Source organism: Paenibacillus sp. FSL H8-0122 (genome assembly GCF_038005345.1).
Classification (GTDB): Bacteria; Bacillota; Bacilli; order Paenibacillales; family Paenibacillaceae; genus Paenibacillus_AQ.
This window is the reverse complement of record NZ_JBBOTB010000001.1, coordinates 4,845,235-4,861,109: the sequence shown is the minus strand read 5'-3', so window position 1 is coordinate 4,861,109 and position 15,875 is coordinate 4,845,235. Positions and strand designations below refer to the sequence as shown.

The 15,875-nt window shown below is 53.0% G+C and carries 13 protein-coding genes; 6 read left to right on the top strand and 7 right to left on the bottom strand.

What is annotated here, in order from left to right:
• Positions 1-570 precede the first annotated feature (570 nt).
• Positions 571-1,614 carry a HAMP domain-containing sensor histidine kinase gene (locus NSS64_RS20925; RefSeq protein WP_341141386.1) on the bottom strand — a complete coding sequence of 348 codons (1,044 nt, stop codon included), beginning with the start codon at positions 1,612-1,614 and terminating at the stop codon, positions 571-573.
• Complete coding sequence (locus NSS64_RS20920) at positions 1,611-2,285, bottom strand: response regulator transcription factor (RefSeq protein ID WP_076076479.1); 675 nt, start codon at positions 2,283-2,285, stop codon at positions 1,611-1,613. The genes NSS64_RS20925 and NSS64_RS20920 overlap by 4 nt, the downstream gene beginning before the upstream one ends.
• Positions 2,286-2,500: 215 nt before the next feature.
• Between NSS64_RS20920 and NSS64_RS20915 the strand changes: the two genes are divergently transcribed.
• Complete coding sequence (locus NSS64_RS20915; RefSeq protein ID WP_340942946.1) at positions 2,501-4,879, top strand: ABC transporter ATP-binding protein/permease; 2,379 nt, start codon at positions 2,501-2,503, stop codon at positions 4,877-4,879.
• Between the two features lie 203 nt (positions 4,880-5,082).
• Positions 5,083-5,424, top strand: a complete 342-nt coding sequence (locus NSS64_RS20910) for a hypothetical protein (RefSeq protein ID WP_341141385.1) — start codon at positions 5,083-5,085, stop codon at positions 5,422-5,424.
• Between the two features lie 44 nt (positions 5,425-5,468).
• Here the strand turns inward: NSS64_RS20910 and NSS64_RS20905 are convergent, their stop codons facing one another.
• Together NSS64_RS20905 and NSS64_RS20900 are read right to left on the bottom strand one after the other, a co-directional pair.
• The gene (locus tag NSS64_RS20905) at positions 5,469-5,759 is read right to left on the bottom strand and encodes a hypothetical protein (protein WP_341141384.1); all 291 of its coding nucleotides are present in this window, start codon (positions 5,757-5,759) and stop codon (positions 5,469-5,471) included.
• Between the two features lie 159 nt (positions 5,760-5,918).
• On the bottom strand, positions 5,919-7,349 hold the full coding sequence (locus tag NSS64_RS20900) for a DHA2 family efflux MFS transporter permease subunit (RefSeq protein ID WP_341142863.1): 1,431 nt from the start codon (positions 7,347-7,349) through the stop codon (positions 5,919-5,921).
• Positions 7,350-7,647: 298 nt separating this feature from the next.
• On the opposite strand from NSS64_RS20900, the gene NSS64_RS20895 reads away from it, so the two are divergent.
• The 3 genes from NSS64_RS20895 (at position 7,648) to NSS64_RS20885 (ending at position 10,053) form a co-directional block, all read left to right on the top strand.
• The gene (locus NSS64_RS20895) at positions 7,648-8,229 is read left to right on the top strand and encodes a TetR/AcrR family transcriptional regulator (RefSeq protein ID WP_036725805.1); all 582 of its coding nucleotides are present in this window, start codon (positions 7,648-7,650) and stop codon (positions 8,227-8,229) included.
• A 120-nt stretch (positions 8,230-8,349) separates the two neighbouring features.
• On the top strand, positions 8,350-9,177 hold the full coding sequence (locus NSS64_RS20890; RefSeq protein WP_341141383.1) for a metallophosphoesterase family protein: 828 nt from the start codon (positions 8,350-8,352) through the stop codon (positions 9,175-9,177).
• 177 nt (positions 9,178-9,354) lie between these two features.
• Positions 9,355-10,053 carry an SDR family NAD(P)-dependent oxidoreductase gene (locus tag NSS64_RS20885; RefSeq protein WP_341141382.1) on the top strand — a complete coding sequence of 233 codons (699 nt, stop codon included), beginning with the start codon at positions 9,355-9,357 and terminating at the stop codon, positions 10,051-10,053.
• Positions 10,054-10,078: 25 nt separating this feature from the next.
• Here NSS64_RS20885 and NSS64_RS20880 read toward each other — a convergent pair whose 3' ends face one another.
• Positions 10,079-11,290: a sugar efflux transporter gene (locus NSS64_RS20880; protein ID WP_341141381.1), complete on the bottom strand. Its 1,212-nt coding sequence runs from the start codon at positions 11,288-11,290 to the stop codon at positions 10,079-10,081.
• 266 nt (positions 11,291-11,556) lie between these two features.
• Here NSS64_RS20880 and NSS64_RS20875 point away from each other — a divergent pair, with 266 nt between their 5' ends.
• Positions 11,557-14,379: a glycoside hydrolase family 3 C-terminal domain-containing protein gene (locus NSS64_RS20875; RefSeq protein ID WP_341141380.1), complete on the top strand. Its 2,823-nt coding sequence runs from the start codon at positions 11,557-11,559 to the stop codon at positions 14,377-14,379.
• 147 nt (positions 14,380-14,526) lie between these two features.
• Here NSS64_RS20875 and NSS64_RS20870 read toward each other — a convergent pair whose 3' ends face one another.
• Both NSS64_RS20870 and NSS64_RS20865 read right to left on the bottom strand, forming a co-directional pair.
• Positions 14,527-14,916 carry a hypothetical protein gene (locus tag NSS64_RS20870; protein ID WP_341141379.1) on the bottom strand — a complete coding sequence of 130 codons (390 nt, stop codon included), beginning with the start codon at positions 14,914-14,916 and terminating at the stop codon, positions 14,527-14,529.
• 27 nt (positions 14,917-14,943) lie between these two features.
• Complete coding sequence (locus NSS64_RS20865) at positions 14,944-15,855, bottom strand: helix-turn-helix transcriptional regulator (protein WP_341141378.1); 912 nt, start codon at positions 15,853-15,855, stop codon at positions 14,944-14,946.
• Positions 15,856-15,875: the final 20 nt, after the last annotated feature.

Genomic DNA, 15,875 nt, shown 5'->3' with positions numbered 1-15,875 from the left:
GCCTGTCTTGTTACAAGGAAGTAATAGAATCTGCCGGTATGAGCTTGTTCCATCTATTATGGATAATGAGATATGGTAGATAGTAACGTCTGATCCCGCCAAAAGTGGGCGCGGGAAGGAAATGGGAGGGATAAATCCCTCTGATCCCGCCAAAAGTGGGCGTGGGGAGGAAATGGGAGGGATAAATCCCTCTGATCCCGCCAAAAGTGGGCGTGGGGAGGAAATCAGAGGGATAAATCCCTCTGATCCCGCCAAAAGTGGGCGTGGGGAGGAAATGGGAGGGATAAATCCCTCTGATCCCGCCAAAAGTGGGCGTGGGGAGGAAATAAGAGGGATAAATCCCTCTGATCGCGCCAAAAGTGGGCGTGGGGAGGAAATCAGAGGGATAAATCCCTCTGATCGCGCCAAAAGTGGGCGTGGGGAGGAAATCAGAGGGATAAATCCCTCTGATTTCGCCGAAAGTGGGCGTGGGGAGGAAATAAGAGGGATAAATCCCTCTGATCCCCCGCAAGCGGCCAAAAAAAGGCGCACGCCCAACCTCTCAAGCCCCGCCCCCCGGCAGCCTTCCCCTCAAGCCCCGCCTCCCGGCAGCTTGATCGTGAACGCCGAGCCTTGGCCCGGCTCGCTGCGCACCTCAATGGTGCCTTTGCTCAGGCTGATGATGCGCGCAGCGAGCGGCAGGCCGAGGCCGTTGCCCCCGGCGGCGCGGGCGGGGTCGCCCTGGTAGAACTTCTCGAAGATGTGCTTGCGCACCTTCGGGGTCATTCCGATGCCGGTGTCCGCGATGACCACCGAGATCCAGGCCCCGTCCGGGTGGAGCGCGACCGAGATCGTTCCGCCCTCCGGCGTGAACTTGATCGCATTGCCGAGCACATTAAGCCACACCTGCATCATCAGCTCCTCGTTGCCATAATACCGCTGCTCATCCAGCTCAATATCCAGATTCAGCTGCTTGGCGGACCAGAGGGATTCCAGTAGCAGCAGAGCTTGGCGGAGCTGCTCGTCCAGCGGATATTCGGCCAGCTCGGAGAGCATCTCCTGGTTCTCCAGCTTGGATATCTTGAGGATGTTACCGGACAGGTTGGAGAGCTGCCGTGAGCTTTCAATGATCATTCCGGTGTATTCGTTATGCTCCTCCTTGCTCAGATTCTCTTCCTGCAGCAGCATGGCGTACCCTTCGATTGCTGCAATGGGCGTCTTGAATTCGTGAGACACATTCACGACGAAGTCATTGCGGAGGGTCTCGATGCTGCGAAGCTCCTGAACCATAAGGTTGAAATGATGTGCCACCTCACTGATCTCATTGATCCGGTGGGACTCATTCAGATAGATATTGAAGTTGCCGTCTGCAATCTCTTTGGCTGCCTTGCTGAAGTCTGTAATCGGGGCCAGGATCTTCTTGCCTACCAGGATAGTGATCGTGGTCCCGACGACCAGGCTGAACAGCATCATCGTGAGAACAGGCGGAAACGGATTGCCGTGCTCCCTGGTATGATTGCCCAGCCGGTAATACAAGAAGGCTGTGATTCCCAGGATGAAGACAAAGAATAGAATGATCACGAACACCATTGAGACGAAATACCACCATAGCCCCCTGTCTCTTCTCCGAATCATCCCTGCTTCACCGCCTTATAGCCAAGCCCTCTGACCGTGACGATTTCAAAATCCGGATTGTCCCTGAAACGCTCACGCAGCCGGTTAATGTGAACCACCACCGTATGCTCATCCGACTCGGAGTCCATCCCCCAGATTTCATCCATGAGCTGCTGCTTGGTGAAAATTTTATTCGGATAAGAGATCATTTTATAGAGGAGATAGAATTCCTTCTGCGGCAGCACGATGCGCTCTGGCCCCTGAATCACGGTTAACGTATCATAGTCCAGCACCGTTTCTGCCCATTCGATTTTGCGTTCACTGATGATTTTGGCCCGGCGCAGCAGCGCCCCGACACGCAGGAGCATCTCATTCACATTGACCGGCTTGACCATATAATCATCAATGCCAACGAGGAAGCCCTGCTGCTTATCGGCAAAATTCTCCCGCGCCGTCACCATCAGGACCGGAAGCTGACTGTTGTTGTCCCGGATCATCCGTGTCAGCTCGAAGCCGTCCATCACGGGCATCATAATATCGCAGATCATCAGATCGATATATTCCTTATCCAGCATCGCCAGCGCATCCTCGCCATTCACAGCCGGAACCGTGCGGTAGCCGTGTCTGGTCAGTACAGTACAGAAGAGCTGCCGCAGCTTGGCGTCATCCTCCACTACAAGAATAGTAAACATAGGTTCTCCTCCTGGAACGGTTCCATGTTATAGAACGTATAGCCTGTATAGATGTTCTGTGGTTTTTTTAAGTATACCTCATCAAGATCAACTTAATCTCAACCGGGAGTTTAGGTTTAGTTTATATTGGACGATTATACTGGGGAACAGCAGGACAGGAAGTGCGTCGCACCTACAGAGAATAAGAGTATAGGAATGGAAAGGGAGACTGGACAATGCTTCAATTAAAAAACATTACCAAGAGCTATAAGACCGGCGAATTCACTCAAGTTGCACTGGATAAAGTAAATCTCAATTTCAGAGAAAGTGAGTTCGTTGCGATTCTGGGCCAGAGCGGCTCAGGCAAGACCACGCTGCTTAATATCGTCGGCGGACTGGATCAGTATGACAGCGGAGAGCTGATCATTAACGGCCAATCGACGGAGCGCTTCAAGGACAGCGAGTGGGATGCGTACCGCAATAACAGTGTCGGCTTTATTTTTCAGAGCTATAATCTGATCTCGCACTTAAGCATCACGGACAACGTGGAGATGGGGATGACACTCAGCGGGGTATCTTCAGCCGAGAAGCACCGCAAGGCGCTGGAGGTACTGGAGAAGGTCGGACTTAAGGATCATGTGCACAAAAAGCCGAACCAGCTCTCAGGCGGACAGATGCAGCGTGTGGCGATTGCCCGTGCGCTCGCGAACAATCCGGATATTATCCTGGCCGATGAGCCTACCGGAGCTCTGGATTCAGAGACCAGTGAGCAGATCATGGAGCTGATCAAGTCGATTGCCGAGGATAAGCTCGTCATCATGGTTACCCATAACCCTGAGCTGGCAGAGAACTATGCAGACCGCGTGATCCGCTTCTCGGATGGTCATGCGATCTCGGACAGCAATCCGCTGCCTACACAGAAGACCTCAAGTGCGTATAAGCTGAAGCAGACAAGCATGAGCTTTTTCACAGCCCTCAAATTATCCGGCAAAAACATTGCCACCAAGAAATGGCGCACGGGGTTGACCGCTTTTGCCTCCAGTATCGGAATTATCGGTATTGCCCTGATCCTGTCCCTGTCCAATGGCTTCGACAAACAGATCAGCTCCTATGAAACCGGGGCCTTATCCAACTTCCCGATCTCCATCAACCAGACGGCAATGAATTTGCAGAATGCAGGTCCTCCAGGGCAGGAAACAACGGAGCTCCCCTCCTATCCGGCTGAGAAAAAGCTGTATCCATACGACCCTACGGTGAATTCAGCCATCCACACGAACGTGCTGACCAAGGAGTATATCGAGTACCTTGACGGAATCGATCCCAAGCTGATTGACGGCGTCTCTTACACCCGTACCGTGAATATGAACTGGCTGGTGAAGAATGGGGACAAGGCGTCGGTTCTGGATAAAAGCAAGATCACAGTAGCACCGTATCCAAGCAAACAGGGCAGTGCCTCGGGCAGCTATCTGGAGCAATACTATGATCTGCTGGAGGGGAAATTCCCGACAGAGAAGACGGATCTTGTGCTGATCGTGGATCAGTACAACCGTCTGACCGATGGAGCAGTGAATGCGCTTGGACTGGATTATGAAGCAAAGAGCATCAATCTGAGTGATCTGGTCGGAACTCCGCTCAAGCTGGTCATGAACAATGATTATTATAAGCAAAATGGTGAACAGTTTGTAGTCAATGCAACCGGAGGAAATCTGAATGACCTCTACAACAGTCCCAAGGCAGTAACACTTAATATTGTCGGTGTGCTGCGCGCACAGGAGGGGTCGACAATCTCGACGCTGTCGCCCGGCCTGGTCTACTCCGATGAGCTGGCGGCTTCCTTCATTGCAGATGCACAGAAGTCGGAAATTGTACTCGCACAAGAGAAATCCGATATCAATGTATTGACAGGGCAAGCCCTGTCGGAGGGGATCGCAGGCGGGGGCTCCAGTACCGGAATGGGCGAGATGCCGCTCGTGAACGCCGGTATGGCAGCGGCAGCCAACATGTCGTCCATGACGAAGGAGAATGCCCTTGCAGCGCTGGGGGCCACGGATATTCCAAGCGCAGTCTCGCTGTATCCGATTGATTTCAGCGCCAAGGAATCTGTAACGGCTTATCTCGATAAGTGGAATGAAGGCAAAGCGGCGGAGGATCAGGTGCAGTACACCGATCTTGCGGCGATTGTGACGAATATTTCCGGCGGAATTATGGACGGGATTACGATGGTGCTGGTTGCTTTTGCGGCGATTTCCCTGGTGGTCTCCCTGATCATGATTGCGATCATTACTTATATCTCCGTAATGGAACGTACGAAGGAGATCGGCGTACTGCGTGCACTGGGTGCCCGTAAGAAGGATATCACGCGGGTGTTCAATGCCGAGACCTTCATTATCGGGGCATGCTCGGGGATTCTGGGCATCGGCATCACTTATCTGCTGACCATCCCGGTCAATGCAGTCCTCTACAACCTGACGGAGCTGAAAAATGTGGCCCAGCTGAATCCGCTCCACGCGCTCGTTCTTGGTGTCATTAGCGTCCTGCTGACTATGCTGGGAGGAGCTATTCCGGCCAAGATGGCGGCGAAGAAGGACCCGGTGACTGCCCTGCGCAGTGAATAACCAGCCGTAGTCCAGATCAGCCAGATTGAAATAATGAAATGACGAAATAACAAAATAACAAAGAACCAAGGGAATCCGTTCCTTTGGTTCTTTCTGCATTTAATTTCCGCATGATAAATTGCCATAGATCACAGACATACAGGGATATTGTGGGATAAAATAACAGGAAATAGAGATTTAATCATGTATCCAGGAGGGATTAAATGAAGACCAGAGGCAAGTTGCAGGTCATTGCAGGTTTTCTTATGCTGGCGGCTATCATTACCTTGCACGATGTGCTGGAGAATCAGACGCTGAGAATCGTATTATCGATCACTGTAGCGGTAGCCGCTGCTTATTTTCTTTCCAAAATCAGTCTACCGAAGCAGGTATCCGGCAGAACGATGACGGTAGCGTTAGTATCACTGCTGATATTCACTTGCGCATACCATATCCTTTTGTCCGTAGTTCTGGAGCAGAGTATATTCGCTAATGGCTTTTGGATGTTCTTATGCGTAATTTATTTGTTAATCTGGATGCGTGCCCGGCTAAGCCCCTCAAGATAGCGGCAGCCGCTTGCATTGGAAGCAGCCGGAACAGCAGTCTGGGATTACTCCGCAGAAGGCAGCTGGGCGCGTAGCGTTTTCTTTTTGTTAATCTCCTTGGACAGCTCTAGCTGCTGCTGGGAGATTTTTTTGAGTTCGGCCTGCAGCTTGGTAATGCGGCTCATTTTACTGCTGAGGGAGCTTGGGGATGAGCTTAGCTTGCAGTCTTTTTCCAGCTGGTTGATCTTGAGCTTGGTCTTGCGGGTCTTCTTCTGCAGCTCTGTAATACCGGCTTCCATCTCTGCGATCTCCTGGTTTAAACGTTCCAGCACCGGTCTTGTGAAATTAATAGCCATTCGGGCACCTCTTACTCTTCTTAATAATATGCAGTCAGGATATCATTGTACTATAAGCGCTACGTATATGCGAGGGTGTAGAAGAAGACCCGTGGAGTGCGCTCCGCGGGTCTTCTTCTGTCTGCAGCCTCTGAAATAGCGCAGCATCAGGTGCTCTCCTTAGACTTCCTCAGCGACAACAATCTTCTGCTTCACACCCGGTTCTTTGGCCTGCCCCACCTGCTTAATGAAGAAGGAGAGGATCAGCCCGATTATTCCGATGCCCACAATAACCAGATAGGAATCATTGATGCCCTGGATGGAAGCCTCCATGACCATATGCTGCTGAGTCTCGCCGGCAGCTCCGCCGCTGGCTGCGAGTTCCTGGAAGTGAGTGGCGGTACGGCTGGTCATCACGGTGACCAGCAGAGAAGTGCCTACTGCGCCGGCAACCTGCCTTACGGTATTGGAGATCGCTGTACCATGTGAATTCAGCCTGGAGGGCAGCTGATTCAGCCCGAGGGTCTGAATAGGCATCAGCAGCAAGGCCATTCCGATCCGGCGGCCGGTGGACATCAGCATCAGATAACTGTAGCTTGTCGAGTCTGTAAGATTCACGAAGCTGAGTGTAGTCAGAATCGTGATCGTCAGACCGATAATGGCGAGCCATTTCGCTCCGAAGCGGTCGAACAGCTTGCCGGTAACCGGCATCAGCGCCCCCATAATCACCGCGCCGGGCAGCAGCAGCAGGCCGGATTCCATAGCGGTGAAACCGCGGGCATTCTGCAGATAGAGCGGCAGCAGCATCATATCCGCATACATTACAATCGTAACCGCCACACTGATGACGGTGGTCAAGGAGAACATATTGTATTGGAAGGCCCGCAGATCCAGCAGCGGGCTCACGGAGGTGAGCTGCTTCCATATGAATAATCCTAGCGACACGGCGCCGGCGGCCAGCGACAATAGCACCTCTGCGCTGGACCAGCCCGCACTGGCTGCCCGGCTGAAGCCGTAGAGCAGGGTGCCGAATCCGATGGTGGACAGGATTACGCTGGTGATATCGATTTTGGGAAAAGAACGCTCGGCCACATTTCTCAGATAAATAAAACCGCATACGATGACCATAACGGTGAGCGGAAGCATGCCGTAGAACATCATCTCCCAAGAATAACGCTCCATAATATATCCGGCCAGCGTAGGGCCGATAGCCGGGGCGAAGATAATGGCCAGCCCGACCATCCCCATGGCGGCGCCTCTTTTCTCACGCGGGAAGAGCGTCAAAATAACCTGGGTGAGCAGCGGCATGATAATGCCGGCACCGGCAGCCTGAATCATCCGTCCGGTAAGCAGCACCGGGAAGCTTCCCGCGAGCGCCGATACAAGGGTACCCGCAAAGAAAATAAACATCGAGGCCTTGAACAGCTCCCGTGTAGTGAAGCGCTGCATCAGATAGGCCGTAATGGGAATCAGCACACCGTTAACCAGCATATAGCCGGTAGTGAGCCACTGGGCCGTGGCCGCCGTAATATTGAAGTCATGCATCAGCTCGGGTGTAGCCACGCTCATGATGGTCTGATTTAGTGTAGCCAGAAAGGCACCCAGAATCATTACGAAAAGAATAGGTCCCTTGGAAATGGATGGGGCTTCTTTGCTTGCTGTCTTGTTACTCACTATTCTTCATCCTTTCAAACCGCCAACTCATGGACTAAATTTACAATGTGTTGTATAGTTTACAATGTATAAAGTAGATTATAAATGAAAATATCATGTAATCAAGCAACGATTTTCGGGGAAATGTAAATTAGTTTACACTTTGAGGATATGTGTAGTGTATATAGTTGAAAAACGACACTTTTGACTGAAAATGTAGCCTGCTCTTGGGCAGCACAGATTGGAGAGAACAGAAATGACGAATCCCGCCGAGCGGACAGATCCGCGTGTCCTTCGTACACGCCAATTTCTTAAAGAGGCTCTAATAGAACTGATGGAAGAGATGAGTATTGAGAAAATTACCGTCAACCGCCTTGCGCAGCGGGCCCAAATTAACCGTGTGACCTTCTATCTGCATTACCGGGATATCCCGGATATGCTGGAGAAAATGGCGGATGATATGGCTGAGGAGGTTCTGGAAGTGGTGAGAGAGGATACGGATTTTATGGAAGCCGCACAACAAGAGAAGTGGCCGATGCTGGAGCACCTGCTTGTGCATATTGCCGAGAACGCCAAATTCTACAAAATCGTACTTACGTCGCGGAAGAGCACGATCTTCACTGACCGGCTGTTTAAACTGATGGCAGACATTATTTCTGCACGGGTGGAGAGCAGGGTTACCGCGCATGACGCTTCTGAAGTGACGGTACAGAAGGACATTGCAGTGTGGTATGGCTCGGCGGCCCTCATTGGTACCATCATCGCCTGGCTCCGGGAGGATATGCCGTATACGCCGCAGTATCTGGCCAAGCAGATCACTTCGCTACGGGCGAATTGATTGCCGGAGGCAGATCAGGATGGCTCCACAGGTCCAAGAGCAGCCAATTCCTCCCGCATATAAATAGTAGAGACTACTATGTATTCTGAAGCTATTTTTGATGAGGTGGGGTGGTGCGAGATGAAGAGACGGGCAAGACCGGCGTGGAAGCGGGTGCTTCGCGCCAAGCGGCAGGCTGTACCCGGAGTGAAGCGCAGAATCAAGGTGCAGACAGTTGAATTTGCGGTGTTTGGTGACAGTCACGTGGGATATGGGAACAGCTTGAGTATCTTTAAGAGTCTTTTGCCTAAGGCAGTGGGCAGCGGGAACAAACGGTTTATCATCTTCGGGGGAGATAACACCCAGGCGGGGGCGGATCACGGGAATAACGCCGGGACGTACTATAAGGAATTCAAGGACACCGTTACCAGTACGCTGGGAAGCATCCCTTACAAGGCGTCGATCGGGAATTGGGAGGCGAGCACACGGTCGTTGTTCACCCAGTATTTAGGGGCGGTGGCCGGACAGATGAATTTCCCGGGAACGCAGGGGAAGGTGAGATATGTATGGCTGGATTGCGCACTGGGGCAATTCACGCCGGCCAGCCTCAATCTGCTGCGTAATCTGGATGACAGGTATTTCTATATTATTGATTTCCATTGGCCGCTGCGGGTGCAGGGCATTACGGTGGATTCCAGCCATGTGCTCAGCGCGGCCGAGACCTCCAAGTTCTTCACGGCCATTCCGGCAAAAGCCAGAGAGAAGGTGCTGGCAATCTTCACTCATCACGGGCACAAATTCTACCGGAAGCTGAACAACATCTATCCGGGGTACACCAAGACCAAATTCTTCGTCACCGGCTGCTCCGGGGACTACAAATGCAAGCCCGGCGGGAATATGGGCTACTATAACGCCACATTAACCAGCAGCGGGCCAGGCTATAAAGTTGAGGCTTATATCGCGCACTGAGGGGCTAAGGGAATGAGACATAGCAGCGGGAGAGTGTCGTGAAGACATTCTCTTTATTTTTGGGCGGGCGTCCTGGCGGTAAACTTGACAGCCCTTTCATGGGTTGGGTATGGTTTAACAATACCGAATAATAAAAGTCATCAATACAAATAGAATTACGACAGGAGGAACAATACAATGAATATTCTAATTACAGGGGCGGGACGCGGACTGGGCCTTGAACTGGCGGCAGCTGCGCTGGAGCGTGGACATGCTGTTATTGCCGGGGTGCGGGATCTGACGCGCGGGCAGGCAGCATTAGCTGATCTGGCGGCAGTATACGGGGATAAGCTGACTCTTGTGACGCTTGATGTGACAGACGAGGCCGGAATAGCAGCGCTTGCTGCCAGCCTGACAGAGCAGGCCCGGACACTCGGCGTCATCATCAATAATGCCGCAGTGCTGAATGCCACGGACACCGCACTTGAAGCGCTGGATATGGAAGAGATGCAGCGTGCCATGGATATCAATCTGTACGGGCCGATGCGGGTGGTTAAGCACCTCCTGCCGATGCTGACCGGTCCGGATGCTTCAATCATCAATATTTCATCAGAGGCAGGCAGTATCACCAATGCTTACCCGGGCAGCTATCCGTATACGATCTCCAAGACCGCGCTCAATATGTTCACGCAGAAGCTCCATGTCACGCTGAAGGACCGCGGCATCCATGTGCTCAGCGTCCATCCCGGCTGGATGCCTACCGATATGGGCGGAGCTAAGGCACCGCTTCACCCGCGCATCAGTGCCGAAGGCATTCTGGACCTGATCGGGCAGGGAGCCGAGCCGTCCGGCCATTTCAGATTCGTGGATTACACGGGTGAGGATATGGATATCTAGCTGGGCATCTCCAGCACTTCACCTGTTAAGAGGCAAGTGGTGTGGTGATTTTCTCGTCCGGAGAGCGGCGGGGCCAGAGCAGCAATCCCAGTGAGCAGACTACCAGAACTACGCAGAGCAGGTAGGAATGGCGGTATCCTAACCACTGGGCTGCGGCTCCTCCCGCCAGGCTTCCGGCCAGTCTGCCGATGGTTGTAGCATTGGTATACAGCGTGGAGGCATAGCCGGGAAGGTCCGGCAGCAGATCCTGAATATAGCTGATGCCAATTGCAGAGATCACAGCGACAAAAAAAGCCAGCAGCACCTGTCCGGCGATGAGCTGCCACAGCTCACCTACTCCGATCACCAGCGCATAATAGATTCCTCCCATTACCATGCCCCAGCCCAGCAGAACTTTGCTGTCGTATTTGGCTGACAGCAGCCCCAGCACCAGCATGAACGGAATTTCCATTAACGCACAGATACTGGCCACCGAAGCTACATTCTGTGTAGTACCTCCCAGCGTATTGACAATGAACAAGGAGATATTCAGACTATTGGCCCAGTGTCCGGTATAGAGCAGGGTCAGGATGAGAAAAGGAACCAGTACCCTGGCGCTGCGTTGCAGCCCGGACGGCTGCCGGAGGCGCTGCTGAAGCTGCTGCTTAGCGGCTGAAGGCCGTACGAAGCTGAACACCAGAAGGGCATTGAGCAGGAAGATCAGAGTGGTCGATGAGAAGATCCCCTGAAATCCGAAGCGGCTCAGGACTGCGGCTCCTACCAGCGGACCGCTGATGAAGCCAAGGGAGAACATCGAGCGCAGAGCCGAGTTAGCCAAGGCATGATCAGGAGAGCTGCTGGCGCTCACAGCTTCTCTGGCACTGGCGAATAATTGCGGCATCGCCGGGGCGCCTAATGCAGTGAATATGGTCATATAAGCCAGCAGCGGGTAGAAGTCATGGATGAATATGTATCCGGCAAAAGCAACGGCGTTGAACATCATACAGATCACCATCAGCCTGCGGCGGTTCAGCCCGGCGTCGGAGCGTTTGGCAATGAACATGCTTAAGGCTACTCCGCTAAGCAGCGTCACCGCTGTAAATATTCCGAAGGTTCCGGCACTGACACCGAGTTCTTCTGTGAAGTAGACCGCCAGGAATGGAGCGCTGATAGAGATGGCCATTCCCTGGAACAGCATGCAGAGCAGGAATATAGGGTAGGTTGGAATGAGGAGCAGAGCATAGGTTCTTTTGAGCATAGAGTGTGAGGACTTCCTTTCAGCATCGCTTGTAGTCTTATCTTTGATTTAATTATAGTATAACGTCAATAGCATATGATGTGTCTGATTAGTATCTTTACCATACGGAATCCCTAATAATGAACTGATTTTTGGGCCAATTGTTCAGGTGTTATTGTCCGGGAGAATCTTCTAAGATGGAGGAGGATAGGACAGCCGGGCTGTGCGGACGTTCGGTTTGGCTGGAGATGAAACCGTTATCATGAAGAATGAAGGAGAGATTATATATGGACGCTGCTATGTATCCTTTTAGACAAATGGAATTGCCATTAGATGAACGTGTTCAGGATCTGCTCTCCCGGCTGACGCTGGCGGAGAAGGTCAGTCTGATGCCGCAATATCAGGCTGCCATTGAACGGCTGGGTGTAGGCGGTTACAAGCATGGAACGGAGGGAGCTCACGGGATTTCCTGGCTCGGCAAAGCCACCTCATACCCGCAGCCAAGCGGCCTTGCCTGCACCTGGAACCCAGCGCTGCTGCAAAGAATCGGCTCGGCGATCGGCGATGAGGCCAGAGCCTTTTACCGCAAGAATCCCACCATTAACGGCTTGACCCTGTGGGCACCGACTGTGGATATGGAGCGGGACCCGCGCTGGGGGAGAACAGAGGAAGCCTACGGGGAAGACCCTGAGCTGACAGGCCGATTGAGTACAGCGCTTGTTCAAGGAATTCAAGGCGATCACCCGGTGTATCTGAAAGCGGTCGCAACCCTGAAGCATTTCCTCGGGAACAACAATGAGATCGACCGGGGCGTGGCTTCGTCCAGCATTGACCCGCGCAATATGCGCGAATATTATCTGGAAGCGTTCAAGCCTGCCTTCAAGGAAGGCGGCGCACAATCCATGATGACCGCCTACAATTCGGTGAACGGCGTGCCGGTGATCCTCCATCCGGCGGTGATGGAGATTGTGAAGGGCGAATGGGAGATGGACGGCTTCATTGTGAGCGATGCCGGAGACCTGTTCGGGATTGTGAAGGATCATAAGTATTATGATTCCTTCGCCCAGTCTATGGCAGAGTCGATCAAGAACGGCATAGACAGTGTAACTGAAGAGACAGAGGAGACCATTAAGGTCATTCACGAGGCGCTCCGTGAAGGGCTGCTGACGGAGGAGGATCTGGACCGCGCGCTGGCGAACACCTTCCGCGTCCGCTTCCGGCTCGGAGAGTTCGACCCGGAGGAAGGCAATCCGTATACGAAGATAGACGACTCGGCAATTCTCAGCAAAGCGCATGGCGAGCTGTCGCTCGAAGCCGCGAAGGAATCCATCGTGCTGCTGAAGAACGATAACGCAGCCCTTCCGCTGAATGCAGCCGCGCTCTCCAAGGTGGCTGTGATCGGCACGCTGGGGGACGAAGCATTCAGAGACTGGTATTCCGGTACGCTGCCGTATGCGGTGACCCCTTTGCAGGGAATCACCAAGAAGCTGTCAGGCAAGCAGGTCACCTTCGAGAGCGGGGATGACCGGATCATTCTGACCTCCGCTGCCAGCGGACAAGCGGTGGGGTTTACAGGTGAGGACGGACGGCTCGCAGTGCTGCATGATCAGCCGGAGCGGGGAGAGATGTTCCGCCATACGGCGTGGGGCTGGACCGCTCATACCCTTGAATCCGCCAGCAGGGGACAATATGTTACCCTGACAGATGCCGGCACACTGACCGCTTCCGCGGATGAAATCTATGGCTGGTATGTGAAGGAATCGCTGAACATGGTTCAGGAAGGCGAAGGAACTGTCAGCCTGCGCACCTGGAATGATCAGCCGCTTGTTATCAGTGCTGAGGACGGAACCATTCGCGTTGCTGAAGAAGAAACGTCTGCCGAAGCAGCCCAATTCCATAAGAAAGTTGTCGTGAACGGAGTAGAAGCAGCAGTGGAAGCGGCCCGGGCCGCTGAGGTTGCCATTGTATTCGTCGGTAACCATCCGCTCTTGAACGGCAAGGAGGAGATTGACCGGCCGGATATTGTACTGCCCGCAGAGCAGGAGAATCTGGTCAAGGCTGTCTATGCCGCCAACCCGAACACCGTCGTGGTGATCGTCGGCAGCTATCCGATTTCCTCCACCTGGATCGACGAGCATATTCCGGCCGTGCTGTACACCTCGCACAGCGGACAGGAGCTGGGCCATGCCGTCGCAGATGTCCTATTCGGCGATTACAGCCCGTCAGGCAAGCTGAATATGACCTGGTACCGCAGCGTCAGCCAGCTGCCTGAATTCATGGACTACGATATTATCCGGGGCAAGAGAACCTACATGTACTTCGACGGTGAACCGCTCTATCCGTTCGGTCACGGTCTGAGCTATGCGCAGGTGAACTATAACAGGCTGTCTCTGGCGTCGGAGGAAGTATCACAGGAGGGTACGATCAGTCTGAACGTAGAGCTTGAGAACAGCGGGAGTGTAGACGGTGACGAGGTAGTCCAACTCTATGTCCAGTGCTTGTCTACCCGGATCAGGCGTCCGCTTAAGCAATTGAAGAGGTTTGACAAAATCCGGCTGGCTGCGGGACAGAAGCAGACGGTCACATTCACCTTACCGGCCGCTGAACTCTCCTTCTGGGACGTCAGCCGCGAACAGTACTGTGTGGAGGATGGGGAATACATGCTAATGGCAGGCCGTTCCTCGGGAGATATCCGGCTGTCCGCCACAATCAGGGTGCATGGCGAGACCGTTCCGCCGCGTGATCTGTATACGCCAGTTAAGGCTGAGAATTACGATGATTACGATAGCGTCTTCCTTGATGAATGCAAGGCAGGCGGCGCTGCGGTGCATCCGGTGAAGGAAGGGGCATGGATCGCCTTCCATAATGTCCGTTTTGCAGAGGGTGCAGCAGGCGTCGAGATGCTTATATCCTCCGTCCAGGGAGGTATGGTTGAAGTCCGGACCGGCAGCCCATCCGGCAAGCTGGCGGCTACCCTTACAGTTCCGTCCGGCGGCGTTCAGCAGTGGCACAGCCAGTCCGCTGTAGCGAGTGTGGATGCAGGGACCACAGATGTATATCTTGTCTTGCGGGGTGAGGTTCTGCTCAGCCGCGTGCAGTTTACGGTGTAAAAGTCAGCCCTGTTACTGTTCAAATGTAAATTTCTCGCTGAAACGGTACCGTTTCCACTTGTCCAACATACAAGAAGCTAACAGAGCAGCGTTTCTCCTGTAACGGGAGAAGCGCTGCTCTGTTGTGTATCCGGTCCCCGGATAAGTCTAGCTTAATTCATCCGTCACATCTGACCAGGTGGAATAAGCAGGCAGCTTCTGCAAGCCCCAATAATCCAGCAGTATACGGATCACGCTGTCCCTGTCAGTCATCTCCCGGGAGAAATGCCTGAAGGACCCGTCTGGATAGCCGAGGCGCAATTCAACGACGATGCTGCGGGGAGTATGGCGGATAGGGGCGGCTTGCATATACAGACTTCCCTCTACCGGCGTACTGGGATCAATGACGATGAAATCATCCGGATCTTCGGCGAAGCCGTTAACGATATGGGTGATAAGCGAGGCTTCAATCGCGTAGTCTGGATAGGTTTCATATTGGGTGCTGATTGTATACGTGACACTGCTGCTGTTATCTTTGCTGGAGTTTAGCGTTTCCATGTTCCATTTTCCTCCTCGATATTTAATTCAATACGAACTCAAAGACGAAGCCCCGCCAGACGCCCCCTGCGCTTTGCGGAATGCGGAGGGGGACATGCCGCTCTGCTTATTGAAGATGCGGTTGAATTGGGAGAAGCTGTTGAAGCCGCATTGCCCGGCGATGTCGGAGATTTTGTACCGGGTATGGAGCAGGAGCTGCTGGGCTTTGCGGACGCGTGTCATCTGGATGTATTCGGTCAAGGTGAAGCCGGTGACGGTTCTGAACTGGTGTGATAAATAATAAGGGCTGATATAGAATTCCCTGGAGATGGAATCCAGGGATAACTCACTGCCGTAATGGCTGTGAATGTGGGCGGTGATTGAATAGATTTTTTGCATCATGGCATTGCCGATCTCTTCCAGCACGTACGCATTCTTGTCATTCTGCTGGTATAGACTGCATAAGAACTGCTGGAACAGACTGTGAATCAGCACCGGATTCAGCGGTGAAGTGTTGCGGGAACAGTTGAAAATAGCATTGAGCGGCTCGAACACGGCACTGCGCGGGCCTCCGGTGAACCGGTAGATCGGAACCTCCTCGGAGAACGGCTGCAGCATTGCATTGTAAGCGGTCTCAAGTCCAGGTATATTCCTGGGCAAGTTGAAGTTGATAATCAGCCGCTTATGCGGCGGGCCTGCGGGATACTGGGTCATATGCAGCCGGTACGGAGCAAGCAGAACAATGTCATATTGCTGCAGGGCATGTACGTTACCTTCAATAATATGAGTAGCGCTGGAATCCAGCAGAATATGAATCTCATAAAAGTCATGATCATGCTGAAACTCCATATTAATGTCGTGAGAGCGCTGATCGTAGTCGAAATAGTAAAAGAGCGGATCAGCCGGGGTATTGATACGTATGCTATATCCTTGGTCATATAACAGGTCGCTGTCAAGCATAGCCTCTCTCCTCACCGTTG